Annotated in this window: 15 protein-coding genes; 14 read left to right on the plus strand and 1 reads right to left on the minus strand. The window is 37.0% G+C overall.

Going from position 1 to position 13,888, the window contains the following annotated elements; translation table 11 throughout:
* Positions 1 to 165 precede the first annotated feature (165 nt).
* From BFG57_RS15925 to pheA, 4 genes are all read left to right on the plus strand, one after another.
* The gene (locus BFG57_RS15925; protein ID WP_069718481.1) at positions 166 to 708 is read left to right on the plus strand and encodes a Spo0B C-terminal domain-containing protein; all 543 of its coding nucleotides are present in this window, start codon (positions 166 to 168) and stop codon (positions 706 to 708) included.
* 27 nt (positions 709 to 735) lie between these two features.
* Positions 736 to 2,016 carry a GTPase ObgE gene (obgE, locus tag BFG57_RS15930; RefSeq protein WP_069718482.1) on the plus strand — a complete coding sequence of 427 codons (1,281 nt, stop codon included), beginning with the start codon at positions 736 to 738 and terminating at the stop codon, positions 2,014 to 2,016.
* 120 nt (positions 2,017 to 2,136) lie between these two features.
* A complete protein-coding gene (locus BFG57_RS15935; RefSeq protein ID WP_069718483.1) occupies positions 2,137 to 2,589 on the plus strand; it encodes an ACT domain-containing protein in 453 nt (150 codons plus the stop codon).
* 22 nt (positions 2,590 to 2,611) lie between these two features.
* On the plus strand, positions 2,612 to 3,490 hold the full coding sequence (gene pheA / locus BFG57_RS15940; protein WP_069718484.1) for a prephenate dehydratase: 879 nt from the start codon (positions 2,612 to 2,614) through the stop codon (positions 3,488 to 3,490).
* Positions 3,491 to 3,727: 237 nt separating this feature from the next.
* Here the strand turns inward: pheA and BFG57_RS15945 are convergent, their stop codons facing one another.
* On the minus strand, positions 3,728 to 4,273 hold the full coding sequence (locus tag BFG57_RS15945; protein ID WP_069718485.1) for a transcription repressor NadR: 546 nt from the start codon (positions 4,271 to 4,273) through the stop codon (positions 3,728 to 3,730).
* Positions 4,274 to 4,765: 492 nt separating this feature from the next.
* On the opposite strand from BFG57_RS15945, the gene safA reads away from it, so the two are divergent.
* The 10 genes from safA (at position 4,766) to tgt (ending at position 13,882) form a co-directional block, all read left to right on the plus strand.
* Positions 4,766 to 5,749, plus strand: a complete 984-nt coding sequence (gene safA, locus BFG57_RS19495; RefSeq protein ID WP_069718486.1) for a SafA/ExsA family spore coat assembly protein — start codon at positions 4,766 to 4,768, stop codon at positions 5,747 to 5,749.
* Positions 5,750 to 5,751: 2 nt separating this feature from the next.
* On the plus strand, positions 5,752 to 6,723 hold the full coding sequence (locus BFG57_RS15955) for a phosphotransferase (protein ID WP_069718487.1): 972 nt from the start codon (positions 5,752 to 5,754) through the stop codon (positions 6,721 to 6,723).
* Between the two features lie 36 nt (positions 6,724 to 6,759).
* On the plus strand, positions 6,760 to 7,500 hold the full coding sequence (gene nadE / locus BFG57_RS15960; RefSeq protein WP_069718488.1) for an NAD(+) synthase: 741 nt from the start codon (positions 6,760 to 6,762) through the stop codon (positions 7,498 to 7,500).
* Between the two features lie 161 nt (positions 7,501 to 7,661).
* Entirely contained in the window at positions 7,662 to 8,351 is a 690-nt protein-coding gene (locus BFG57_RS15965) for a YhcN/YlaJ family sporulation lipoprotein (RefSeq protein ID WP_069718489.1), read from the plus strand.
* A gap of 370 nt (positions 8,352 to 8,721) precedes the next feature.
* Positions 8,722 to 9,282 carry an intercompartmental signaling factor BofC gene (locus tag BFG57_RS15970; RefSeq protein WP_069718490.1) on the plus strand — a complete coding sequence of 187 codons (561 nt, stop codon included), beginning with the start codon at positions 8,722 to 8,724 and terminating at the stop codon, positions 9,280 to 9,282.
* Between the two features lie 474 nt (positions 9,283 to 9,756).
* Positions 9,757 to 10,365 carry a Holliday junction branch migration protein RuvA gene (gene ruvA / locus BFG57_RS15975; protein WP_139125171.1) on the plus strand — a complete coding sequence of 203 codons (609 nt, stop codon included), beginning with the start codon at positions 9,757 to 9,759 and terminating at the stop codon, positions 10,363 to 10,365.
* Positions 10,366 to 10,382: 17 nt separating this feature from the next.
* Positions 10,383 to 11,384, plus strand: coding sequence for a Holliday junction branch migration DNA helicase RuvB (gene ruvB, locus BFG57_RS15980; RefSeq protein WP_069718491.1), 1,002 nt, complete (start codon positions 10,383 to 10,385; stop codon positions 11,382 to 11,384).
* Positions 11,384 to 11,575: a DUF2905 domain-containing protein gene (locus tag BFG57_RS15985; RefSeq protein ID WP_069718492.1), complete on the plus strand. Its 192-nt coding sequence runs from the start codon at positions 11,384 to 11,386 to the stop codon at positions 11,573 to 11,575. Before ruvB ends, BFG57_RS15985 begins: the two co-directional genes overlap by 1 nt.
* Before the next feature lie 19 nt (positions 11,576 to 11,594).
* Entirely contained in the window at positions 11,595 to 12,638 is a 1,044-nt protein-coding gene (gene queA, locus BFG57_RS15990; RefSeq protein WP_069718493.1) for a tRNA preQ1(34) S-adenosylmethionine ribosyltransferase-isomerase QueA, read from the plus strand.
* A gap of 104 nt (positions 12,639 to 12,742) precedes the next feature.
* Positions 12,743 to 13,882 carry a tRNA guanosine(34) transglycosylase Tgt gene (tgt, locus tag BFG57_RS15995; protein ID WP_069718494.1) on the plus strand — a complete coding sequence of 380 codons (1,140 nt, stop codon included), beginning with the start codon at positions 12,743 to 12,745 and terminating at the stop codon, positions 13,880 to 13,882.
* The last annotated feature ends 6 nt before the right edge of the window (positions 13,883 to 13,888 follow it).

Genomic DNA, 13,888 nt, shown 5'->3' on the forward strand with positions numbered 1-13,888 from the left:
ATACACGGTTTATAATTAAAAAGCATTCGTCACAAAGTATAGGCGAATGCTTTTCTTTTTAGAAGTGTCGTTTTAGAAAAATATTTGCTATAATGCATTTAAATTGACTTTTGAAAGTGCTCATAATAATAGAAAAAAGTGATGTTTTATAAAAGGAGTGCTAAGATGGGGAAAGAGTGGGATCCAGTTGAATTATTAAGGCACTCACGACATGACTGGCTAAATAAGCTTCAATTGATAAAGGGGAATATGGCATTACATCGTTATGAACGTGTTGGCAAAATTATTGAAGAAATTGTAATTGACTCAAATAACGAAAGTAAGCTATCTAATTTAAACATGAATGAATTTGCGACATTTTTAATGACGTATAATTGGGAACAACATCATTTTCAATTGGACTTTGAGGTGTTCGGTGCACAAATTGACTTATCAGTAATCGAGACGGAAATACTAACATGGTGTAAAGGGTTCTTTATGAATATAGAAGAAGCAGTTACACCATATAAAGACAATCGCGTAAGCTTGTCAATTGAGTTAAAGAAAAATGAAGCTTTTTTTTATTTTGATGTACAAGCAGAATGGGCTAAGATGCTACCACTCCAAGAGTGGTTACAAGAACAACAGCAATATCAATATTTGAAATTATTAACTTATAACATACAAGGTGATGAATGCATCGTTGAATTAAGAACAACGTGTTCATAACATCTAAGAAATATGAGAGGTGACAATATGTTTGTCGATCAAGTCCAGATATATGTTAAAGGTGGAGACGGAGGAAATGGTTTAGTAGCCTTTCGTCGTGAAAAATATGTTCCAAATGGTGGTCCTGCAGGTGGAGATGGAGGAAATGGAGCAAATGTTGTCTTTGAAGTAGATGAAGGTTTACGTACTTTAATGGATTTCCGTTACCAAAAACATTTTAAAGCTGATCGTGGTGAAAATGGAATGTCCAAAAGTATGCACGGGAAAAATGCTAGCCACATGATTGTAAAAGTACCTCCTGGAACAGTTATTGCCGATGCAGATACAGGTGAGAAAATTGCTGATTTAACATTACACGGTCAACAAGCAATTGCTGCTCATGGTGGTAGAGGTGGCCGCGGTAATATTAAATTTAAATCACCAGCAAATACGGCACCAGAAATTGCTGAAAATGGTGAGCCAGGTCAAGAGCGTTACGTTAAACTTGAGTTGAAATTATTGGCAGATGTTGGGTTAGTTGGTTTTCCAAGTGTAGGTAAGTCAACATTGTTGTCAGTTGTCTCTGCTGCAAAACCGAAAATTGCAGATTATCATTTTACAACAATTGCACCAAATCTAGGTGTGGTTGAAACAGGTGATAGCCGTAGTTTTGTTATGGCAGACTTACCGGGTCTTATTGAAGGTGCTCATCAAGGAGTAGGATTAGGGCATCAATTTCTTCGCCACATAGAGCGTACGAGAGTTATTGTACACGTTGTGGATATGTCAGGCCTTGAAGGTCGTGATCCTTACGAAGATTTTGTTAAGATTAATGAAGAGTTGAAAGAATATGATATGCGCCTAACAGAACGTCCACAAGTAGTTGCAGCAAATAAAATGGATCTACCTAATGCAGAAGAAAACTTAGAAATCTTCAAAGAAAAAGTTGGCGATGTTCCAATCTTCTCTATATCAGCTGCAACACGACAAGGATTAGATGAAATGTTATACAAAGTAGCAGATCTTGTAGAGACAACACCTGAATTTCCAATGCATGAAGAAGAAGGGGAAGATCATGTATTGTATAAGCATTCTGGTCGTGGTGAGGAAGACTTTGTCATTACACGTGATGATGATGGGGCGTTTATTTTGTCAGGATTTAATATTGAACGTCTCTTCAAGATGACAAACTTTGAGCGAGATGCTTCTATTCAACGTTTCGCAAGGCAGTTGCGTTCGATGGGTGTTGATGAAGCATTACGTCAACGAGGTGCGCAGGATGGAGATACCATTCGATTATTATCGCATGAGTTTGAATTTGTAGACTAAGTTAGATAAAGAGGCTGTTGAATTAAGAGGTACTAGTTAACATACTATTACGACAGCCTTCTATCTCTCCACTATTCAGAATGAACAATAGGGCAACCTCTATTGATTGGAGGGGAAATAATGAGCAAAGAAAAAGATGCACAATATTACCTTGTAAGAGAAGATGTTTTGCCTGATGCAATGTTGAAAACGATGCAGGCGAAGGCATTGCTTGATCGAGGCAAGGCTGAATCAGTTGCAGATGCAGTTCAGATGGTTGATTTAAGTAGAAGTGCTTTTTATAAGTATCGGGATTGTATTTTTCCATTTCATACAATGATGAAGGAAAAAATTATATCACTTTTTTTTCATTTAGATGACCGTTCAGGGGCACTGTCGAATCTATTAGCAGTTGTCGCACAAACAGGTTGTAATGTACTTACGATTCATCAAACAATTCCTCTACAAGGCAAGGCGAATGTGACGTTGTCTTTGAATACACAAGGGATGAAGAGTGATATGAATGAACTGATTCGTAAACTACGTCAATTAGAATTTGTTGATAAAGTTGAGTTGTTAGGAACAGGTGCATGAGAAAACAACAGAGGAGTAGAATATGACTGTAAAGGTTGGTTACTTAGGTCCGAAGGGAACGTTTACTAAGCTTGCTGTAAAAGAGGTATTCCCCGATGAGCAAGCATTGCCATTCCAAACGATTCCTGCATGTATTGATGCTGTGCAATTTGGTGATGTTGATTTTAGTGTCGTTCCACTTGAAAACGCGATTGAAGGATCAGTTAACCTTACAATTGATTATTTAATCCATGAACAGCAAATTCCAATAGTTGGTGAAATTATTGTGCCAATTCGTCAACATCTTATGGTACATCAGCACAATATAAGTGATTGGTCGAATATTAAAGAAGTGTATTCACACTCTCATGCCATTGCACAATGTCATCAATTTTTACACAGAGAGATGCCAGATGTTGATTTTCAATATACAAAATCTACAGGTGCAGCAGCGGAGTTTGTAAAAGATAATCCACAGCTAATGGTCGCTGCTATTGGAAATGAGTTAGCAGCAAAAGAATATGGATTAGAAATTGTAAAACATAATATACATGATTATGAAAATAATCATACTCGATTTGTCGTGCTAAATCGTTTCGGGAAAGAGGTTAATTCTTCGGCTATTGAAAAGAAAGGTGATCGGACAACATTAATGATCACTCTACCTTCTGATTATGCAGGTGCATTACATCAAGTATTATCAGCATTTTCATGGCGTAAGTTAAATCTTTCAAAGATCGAATCTCGTCCAATGAAAACGGGTTTAGGTAATTATTTTTTCATAGTTGATGTCGAGATGAAAATGGATGATGTCCTACTTCCAGGTGTGAAAGCAGAATTAGAGGCGCTAGGATGTACTGTCAATGTATTAGGAAGTTATCCATTTTATTTAGTTGAAAAACAAGTTACAAATGGGAAATAAGAAAAAGGGGTTTCTGATAGTTGAATTTTCAACTTTTAGAAGCCCTTTTGTATGTCTAAAATCTTTAGATATCCATGAAATTATTAAGAGTAATACTTAGTTATTTTTAAAGCAGTATATGTTTATAAATGATAGGGGGAGGAATTTAAACTACTTTTGTAAGGGAAAAATAATAGAGAGAGGAAAAGAATTTTCTCGTTGGTGAAGCTTTATTGTACGAGGATTCTTTGTTACTGCCTATGATGCATCGATTAGAAAGCCGGCTTTTTGGAGGGCTTCACACACTTCATCAAGTTGAGCCTCTGAATTTCCCTCAATCGTATGTAAGTGAGCACCACCTGTTAATTGAGATAGAAGTGTAGCGTTTGTCTGTTTAAGTTTGTTCATGAAATGTTCTACATCCATTCGATTACTTACCATTATTGATGCAGTTAAATCACCATATAATGGGTGTTCGACACTTACGTCTTTTACAGTAACTCCGTGGTCGACTAGGATGTTTAATTCTTCTTCGGTTTGTTCAGGACGATGTAAGCAAGCGATTGTTCGTGTTACTTTATTTTCTTGATCGTGAGGTGAGAAATAAAAATAACCTTGACTTGTAGCAATTATAGGCTCATTTCTTGCTTTTAACAGTGAAATATCTTGTACAATTACTTGTCTACTCACATTCGTCTTATTTGCTAGTGCACTCCCTGTAATCGGTGCTTTCTTAACCTTCAACCACTGTAAAATTAAGCTTCTACGTTCTTCGCCAAGTATTTTTTTATTATCATTTGTCATTGACAATTGTCCTCCTAGCTACTATATCCATTTTTTATAGTTTAACAAATTTTCCACAAAATTGTATGTTTATAAAATAACTTCAATGCATTTTGAATACTATTATTATATGTTCAAATAGAAGTGCAATAAGCGTCTAACGTTGATACTTGAGATGTTATGTTTGTTAGGTGTGTCAATAAAGAAAATATATTATGTAGGGTTTTCAATGGCAATTAAAAAACTATGTTCTCGTTATAAAGGAAAACTGCCTTCATTGTTTATAAGCTTAATGATCAGTAAATTCAATTACTCATTTCTATACAAACTATATCAAATATTCTTTTTCTGTATACAGTGACAGCTGTAAGAAAAGGAGAATTTCTTTTGTGTAAATATAGGTTGTCATACATAATTGTTGGATTACCTGCATATTTTGTTATGAAGTATAGTGGCAAATCGCCTATTTGACTCATAGAATATATAGAATTTGTTGAGGAGGGAGTACCAACTGTGAAAATTCATATCGTGCAAAAAGGGGATACGCTTTGGAAACTTTCCCAAAAGTACGGAGTTGACTTTGAGAAGCTGAAACAGGCTAATTCGCACCTTAGTAATCCTGATATGATTATGCCAGGAATGAAGATTAAAGTACCAACTTCGAGTGTTCCTGTAAAAACAGAACAGATGCAACCGTCAATAACAAATAAGAGCTATAATTTTGCTATTAGTACAGAAAAAGGTTTGCCAAAAATGAAAGAAATGAAAAAGCCACCTAAGGTAAAAGAAGTTGTTAAAGAGAAAAAGAAGGAAGTCGTAAAGCCAGCTGTTCAACCACCAATGCCAATGGTGATGCCGATGCCTCATACACCTGAGATGCAGCAACAAATGTATGCAAATTATACATTCAATCTTCCTCCTTATCCAATGATGCCAATGCCAATGCATACTCCAGTGGAAAGCTCTTCACCTATGGAGAGTGTTGCTGTAAAAGAAGAGGCTGTGCAGGAAGTAGCAGAGGAGAAAGAGATGCCACCAGTGCCAATGATGGCTTATCCTTATGGATGTGTACCGACTTCACCTGTGTTACCTGGGACAGGATTACCATATGGGTATTGTGGAGGTTATCCACAACCAGTGAACCCAATGTTTCAAGCTATGATGCCACCATATGGTTATGCACCAGTTATGGGAGAAGTAGCAGGGAATATGCATAATAATGGAATGATGCATCAATATGGTGAAGAGCAAGTTATGGGAGAAGCAACAGGTGAACCATATGGAAATGGAATGATGCCTCCGTATGGTGGTTATCAAGGTGTTAGTCCTATGATGCCACAACCTGGTTATGGACAGATGCCATACATGCCACAACCGGGTTATGGACCAATGCCATACATGCCACAAGCTGACTGTGGATGTCATGATGGTGGTATGATGGGTAATTATGGACAGTATGCAAGAAGTAATAATTACTATGAAGATGAAAGTGAATAACATTGAGAGATAAGGCAGGGGACGGTTTCTTTCGAAATCGTCTTTTTTTAACTGAAAAAATAGGTCTTAACATTTATGAAATACAAGTTATTCGACCTCATGTATTAAAGATAAATACATCAGATGGTACTTTTATCGTGAAAGGTTTTGAATCTAAGAAGAAGCTTGAAGCACAAATTCAATTGGCGAGATTATTGAAATATTATGGTTCTTCTCATCATATTTCTTTCCATAAGTTGAGAGATAATTTGGATTATTTTTGGTCAGATCAAAAGTTTTGGGCGGTTATGCCATATGTTAAACCCATCCGTAATTTCACATATTCTAGAGAAACTGATAGGCTTAATGGTGTAAAACGATTAATTCAGTTTCATGACGATACAGGAAAGGTTCGCAGAAAAGTAAGAGAACTTTTTGATTCATATTGCTTATTAAGTAAATGGAGGGAGAGATATCTTACTTTTACTCATTATTCTTCCTATATCATGCAGTGGATTGATTACCAATCGATAAATACAATAACCAACATAGGATATTGGGTATTAGAACATTTAAGTGAAAGGGACCTTGCGTTATTAGAAGGTGAAGCAAAACAGGCTGCTAGTTTAATTCATGGTGACTGTGCAGAACACAATTTTATCCTTAATTCAACAGGAGTATATCTAATTGATTATGATTTAGTTGCAAGGGCTCCTTATAGTTATGATCTTCTACAATTTGCTAATCGAATTCTCCCATATTTAGAATGGTCACTTGAGGAACTTGAAAAAATTGAGCCATTCAGTCACTTGATACAACAACAATGGTTTATCACCGCTCTTATGTTTCCTACAGACATTTATCGAGAATGGAACCGTCATCTTAGACAGGAAAAACCATCTGTAAATAAATTGAGATCACTTCAACAGTGGACACAAAATGAAGTGAAACAAAGAAAAAAGTTTGTTGAAAAAATTCAGGCTATGGTAAGATAATGAGCAAAAGAGGAAAAGTTGGAAAGGAAGAACAAGATGGAGAAAAAAATAGAAAAATTAGTTTCTTGGTTACAAGAACAAGTTGAGGGTGCAGGTGTAAAAGGAGCAGTTGTTGGAATTAGTGGAGGTATTGATTCAGCTGTCGTTACACATTTAATTAAGCGTGCATTTCCAAATGATTCATTAGGAGTCATTATGCCATGTAAAAGTAATCCTAATGATCAAAAGGATGCCATGCAAGTTGTAGAGAGCAGTGGCATAAATCATCTTGTGATAGATCTAACAAATACACATGATGTGCTTTTTTCTACAGTTGAAGAGCAAGTGAAAGCAAAGGGTGAGTGGAAGGAAGAGAGTGCTCAACTTGGTGATGCAAACCTTCGTGCTCGCCTTAGAATGAGTACGTTATATACCGTAGCTAATAATTATGGTTATCTCGTTGTAGGTACAGATAATGCTGCAGAATGGCATACAGGTTATTTCACAAAGTATGGTGACGGTGGAGTCGACCTTGTACCATTAGTTCATTTAACGAAAGGTGAAGTACGTGAAATGGCAAGAGCATTAGGTGTTCCAACGGATGTAATTGAAAAGAAACCAAGTGCGGGTCTATGGGAAGGTCAAACAGATGAAAATGAAATGGGTACAACATATAACATGATCGATCAATATTTGAAAGGGCAAGAGATCCCAGAGAAAGATAAACTGATCATTGAACAAATGCATAAACGATCAGAACATAAACGTTCTTTAGCTGCTGCACCACCGAAGTTCTAACTTACATGTTGGTCAAAATGTGATTAGGCGTGTTAATTCCTAATAAATAATAGCTTAAAGGATGTCTTTTCTTATACAAATATCCGAAAAATGTATATATCTTTCTCAGTATAAAAAGAGCCTTTCTTTCTCACTCTAAGTGATGAAGGGAGGCTTTAAAAATGAGAAAAACTTTACTCACGTTATCAACAGCTTGTTTATTAGGGGGATTAGTTGGGTGTGGTGCTAATAATGAGGCACTTGATACACGTTATAATGATAACGCTCAACCGATTGGTTACTATACAAATGATACAGATACCAATCGATATCGTGGCACAGGTATGGGTGATTACACGATGCGTTATGAAAATAGAGGTACAGAAAATATGTCCGGTAAGAATGGTTTGAATCGCGTAGGTACAAATCAGATGGGTACAGGCAACTATTCAAGAAACGATCAAAATTTTCATCGTCAAATGAACACATCACTAAATGCTCCTCCTAATGGTCGCTACTATCACAGTAATTATGATGGGAAATTAGCTGAAAGTATTTCTCGTAAAGTTTCTGAAATGAGAGAAGTACGAGATGCAAGATGTGTTGTATCAGAAAATACAGTTCTTGTAGCTATTGACACAAATGAAAATAACAGGGTAGATATTGAGAATAAAGTACGTCGTGAAGTCGAAGGTATGACACGTGGTAAGGAAGTTCGTGTTGTAACAGATAGAGGCATGTATAATCGTATAACTGATGTGGATAATCGTCTTCGAAACGGAGATGGTATGCGTGAAGTTGGTTCAGATATACAAGCAATTATGAACGACTTAGGCAATGCCATGAGCCGTCCATTTGAAAATAACAGATAACTTTCAAAAGAACAGGTGTATGCACCTGTTCTTTTTATGTAATGAAAACAATAAAATAGGTGACTGAAGATATTTAATTGATATTCATCTTTCTTAAAAGATGAATTTTTGGATAAAACTTCTATGGAATGGTTAGGATGATCATAATTCCTTACATAGATTTTTTTATGTAATGTCCTATTTGCTTACAAGAAGCAACCTTAACTAAAGGTCAGTAATTGAGTTTGTTCAAAAGTTTGGGGAATATTTCATTCTCATCTCTGTGTCAACTTGGCTCTTCGTTCTCTTGATTTGCTCGGTACTTTTTCGCATTCATTTTAAACACGTACTATAAGTGAATAAGTTTTACTCTTTGTGAGGTGATACCTTAATGACTGTGCGAATTTCAAAACTACAAGCAATGATGATCTTACTTATTGGGGCTATATCAGGTGCTTTAACAATGTTTGCGTTCTTTTCATCTTCATTCGAGGTAAAGGCAAAACCAGAAGAAGAAAGTACACATACAATAACAGAGCCGATAACAGTAGAAGTAACATTGCAAAAACATTATGTTGATGGAAAATTAAGTGAAGATAAGCTCACTGAAATAATATGGGCAATGGAGGATTTTTGGTCAACGTATTCAGACTGGCAACTTGTGCACCAAGAGAAAGGACAAGTTATCTTTAGAAAACAAATCGATGACATATCGCCGTTATTAAAGCAACAGGGATATTTTGGACTCTCAGAAGAGGGTAGATTAACGATATATTCTGGTAAACCAGAATTAGATGATGTTATCCAATCGTTTTTTCAAATTAATATAGAAAAATTAGAAGTACACCAGCAAGAAGAGCTTAAACAAGGCATTCCGATAAAATCTAAGGAACAATATGAAGATGTGATTGAAACATTTCGAATGTTTAAGATAGATGCTGTACCGTTTTAACATAATAAGGAAATGTAACATTTGTAGATAACTCATATAAACAAATCGAGTGAATGTTAATTGGTGTTGCGTAAGTATTTTTGTGATTTCTTCCTTAACGGTTTGCATTCGGTCTAGAGAAACTGATAGTAAAGCTAATCAATACTAATAAGTGATTAGCTTATTTCCTATTCATATTTAATTAATTGGAGTGGAACAAACAGTATGGGGAAAACTGAATTTATTTTGCTACGTCAACTTGTCTCTAAGTTCGTTACGTATTAAATATATGTGTCAAGCAAACGTTTCGTTGATTTGTTGAGTACTTTTTGTTTACTACTTTGAGCACAAACCTATAGGTAGTTATGATATAATTAAGATTTGCTGTATTAACGATTTGTATCTAGTGTGAAAGTATAACTTTTTTGACGTATATGATAGAATAAAATGATAGAAATACATGTTCGTATGATTTGCTGTAAGGGAGAGAAGAGTTTGATTGCTTTTGTAACAGGTACAGTTGAATTTGTAAGTCCGGAAGCCGTTATTATTGATCACAATGGGATGGGTTATGAAGTGTATTGTCCTAATCCATTTGTGTTTCAAAGTAAGTTAAATGAGCGAGTGAAGGTCTATACATATCAATATGTGAGAGAAGATACGTTAGCATTATATGGTTTTGAAACAAGAGAAGAAAAAGCATTATTTAATAAACTTCTGAATGTGTCAGGAATTGGTCCAAAAGGAGCGCTCGCAATTCTTGCTTCTGGGGAGCCACATGGTGTTGTCCAAGCGATTGAGCAAGAAGATGATAAGTATTTAACGAAGTTCCCTGGAGTTGGAAAGAAGACAGCGAGACAAATGATTCTGGATTTAAAAGGGAAGCTTGATGATTTATTCCCTGATGCACTACCTAATTTATTCAACCCTGAACAAAAACAAAGCCTTACACACTCCTCTGAACAGCTAGAAGAGGCACTTGAGGCGTTAAAGGTGCTCGGTTATTCTGAGCGTGAATTGAAGAAAGTTGTTCCTAAGCTTGCAGAGAAGGAACAATCAACTGATCAGTATGTTAAGGACGCTTTACGCTTACTTTTGAAATGATGCGGGGGTGAACGAGTATGGATGAGAGGCTCGTTTCTGCAGAAGTTGAAATAGAAGAACAATCACTAGAGCAGTCATTAAGGCCACAAAGTATAGCTCAATATATCGGTCAAGACAAAGTGAAAAATAACTTAAGTATCTTTATCGAAGCTGCAAAGATACGCCAAGAACCGTTGGATCATGTGTTGTTATACGGTCCACCCGGTTTAGGAAAAACGACGTTAGCATCGATCATCGCCAATGAAATGGGTGTACAGTTAAGAACGACTTCAGGCCCAGCGATCGAAAGGCCTGGGGATCTAGCGGCTATTTTAACAGCACTTGAGCCGGGAGATGTCTTGTTTATAGATGAGATTCATCGTTTGCACCGTACGGTCGAGGAAGTTCTGTATCCAGCAATGGAGGATTTTTGTCTAGATATAGTTATTGGGAAGGGACCGGCAGCGCGCTCGGTCCGTCTAGATTTACCACCTTTTACTCTTGTTGGTGCCACGACACGAGCAGGTATGTTGTCAGCTCCGCTCAGAGATCGCTTTGGTGTATTGAGTAGATTAGAATATTATAATGTTGAGGATTTGTCGACAATTGTAACGAGGACATCTGATGTATTTAATATTGATATTACAGCATTAGCATCAGAGGAAATTGCAAGAAGGTCTAGAGGTACGCCACGAATTGCTAATCGATTATTGAGACGTGTTCGTGATTTTGCTCAAGTAAGAGGAAATGGTTCGATTACAACTGACCTTGCAACAACTGCACTTGAAATGTTGCAAGTCGATAAGTTAGGGTTAGACCATATTGACCATAAGTTATTGATAGGCATGATTGAAAAGTATCGTGGTGGTCCTGTTGGAGTAGATACCATTGCGGCATCGATTGGGGAAGAATCAGATACAATTGAAGATGTATATGAGCCTTATCTAATGCAAATTGGCTTCTTACAACGAACACCAAGGGGAAGAGTAGTAACTTCACAAGTGTATGACCATTTTAAAATGGAGGTGCCAGCCGACTGATGGGCAAGATATTAATCGGAATTGGTGTTACACTCGTCATACTCGGGTTACTTTGGCAGTATATCGGTAAGTTACCAGGGAATTTTATGTTTAAGAAAGGGAATGTAACGTTCTATTTTCCGCTAACTCTCTCGATTATTGCTAGCATTGTGATATCAGTAATTTTCTATATTATTGGACGTTTTAAGTGAGACATGGAGGAGCAGCACGATGGATGTAAACTTATTTGATTTTAATTTGCCTGAAGAATTGATTGCACAAACTCCGCTCGAAGAACGGACTGCATCAAAATTAATGGTATTGGATAAAGAGACAGGAAAAATAAAACATGAAACTTTTAAGAACATATTGGATTACTTATATCCAGGTGATTGTCTCGTTTTGAATGATACAAAGGTTTTACCAGCCCGTTTGTATGGTATGAAAGAAGAAACGGGTGCTAAGGTTGAGGTCCTATTGTTAAAGCAGTTAGAAGGGGATACGTGGGAGACGCTTGTAAAGCCTGCTAAGCGGGTGAAGGTCGGTACGATTGTCTCGTTTGGTGACGGTAGATTGAAAGCGAAGTGCATTTCAGAAAATGAGCATGGAGGGCGTAACTTCGAATTTATGTATGAAGGTATTTTTTATGAGGTGCTTGACTCATTAGGTGAAATGCCTTTACCTCCATATATTAAGGAGCAATTGGATGATCGTTCACGTTATCAGACTGTATTTGCTCGTGAGCGTGGATCTGCGGCTGCACCGACTGCTGGGTTGCATTTTACAGAGGAGTTGCTAGAGGCAATTCGTGCAAAAGGTGTATACATCACTTTCATTACGTTACATGTTGGCTTAGGTACATTTAGACCTGTTTCAGTTGATTCGATTGAAGAGCATGAGATGCATGGTGAATTTTATCAAATGTCACACGAAACAGCAGAGCAGTTAAATCAAGTTCGTAAAGAGGGCGGCAGAATTATATCTGTTGGAACAACTTCAACGCGAACACTTGAAACGATTGCTTCTTCATATAACGGCGAGTTTAAGGAATCATCTGGTTGGACAAGTATTTTCATATATCCTGGATATGCATTTAAAGGAATTGACGGGATGATTACCAATTTCCATTTACCTAAGTCCACGTTAATTATGTTAATTAGCGCACTTGCAGGTAGGGAAAATGTGTTACATGCTTATGAAGAAGCTGTAAATCGACGTTATCGGTTCTTCTCATTTGGTGATGCGATGTTTATCACTAATAAACTTTCTGAGTAATTATTATTACGTTTCAAGTATCGCGTAATAAATATTAAACAACGAGTGTTACGAAATTCCAAGCGTAACACGGGTTTCTGCTAAGGGTGAAAGGAGCACAAAGAGTGACTGCAATTCGTTATGAATTAATTAAAACTTGTAAACAAACGGGAGCACGCCTAGGTAAAGTACACACACCACATGGTTCATTTGATACGCCTGTGTTTATGCCTGTAGGTACGTTAGCAACCGTTAAGACAATGAGTCCTGGAGAATTAGAAGAGATGGGTGCGAACATCATACTGAGTAACACCTATCATTTATGGCTACGCCCTGGTGAGGATATCGTTAAAGGCGCTGGTGGCTTGCATAAATTTATGAATTGGAATGGCTCAATTTTAACAGATTCAGGTGGGTTTCAAGTATTCAGTCTTAGTGATTTACGGAAAATTGAAGAAGAAGGAGTTCATTTTCGTAACCATCTAAGTGGAGAAAAATTATTCCTATCTCCTGAGAAAGCTATGCAAATTCAAAATGCACTCGGTTCAGATATTATGATGGCATTCGATGAGTGTCCTCCATATCCTGCTGAATATGATTATATGAAAGCATCTGTTGAACGGACAAGCCGTTGGGCTGAGCGTTGTCTGACAGCACATGAACGTCCACAAGATCAGGGGTTATTTGGTATCGTACAAGGCGGAGAATATGAAGATTTACGTAAGCTAAGTGCGCGTGACCTCATTTCATTAGATTTCCCAGGTTATGCGATTGGTGGTTTATCAGTTGGAGAACCGAAAGATGTCATGAATCGAGTTCTTGAATTTACAACACCGTTGTTACCAAGTGAGAAACCACGATATTTAATGGGTGTTGGCTCACCTGATTCACTGATTGACGGTGCTATCCGTGGTGTTGATATGTTTGATTGTGTATTACCGACACGTATTGCTCGAAATGGCACACTTATGACGAGTGAAGGCCGTTTAGTTGTCCGTAATGCAAAATATGCGCGAGATTACGGCCCGTTAGATCCAAATTGCGATTGTCACGTATGTAGAAATTACAGTCGAGCGTATATTCGTCACCTCGTAAAATGTAATGAAACTTATGGTTTTAGATTAACAACTTATCATAACCTATATTTTCTGTTAAAATTGATGAAGCAAGTACGCGAAGCGATTCTTGAGGATCGTCTTGGTGACTTCCGTGACGAGTTCTTTGAACAATATGGCTTTAATAAACCGAATGCGAAGAACTTCTAATATGTA

It is taken from the genome of Bacillus solimangrovi (genome assembly GCF_001742425.1).
GTDB classification, from domain to species: Bacteria; Bacillota; Bacilli; order Bacillales; family Bacillaceae_N; genus Bacillus_AV; species Bacillus_AV solimangrovi.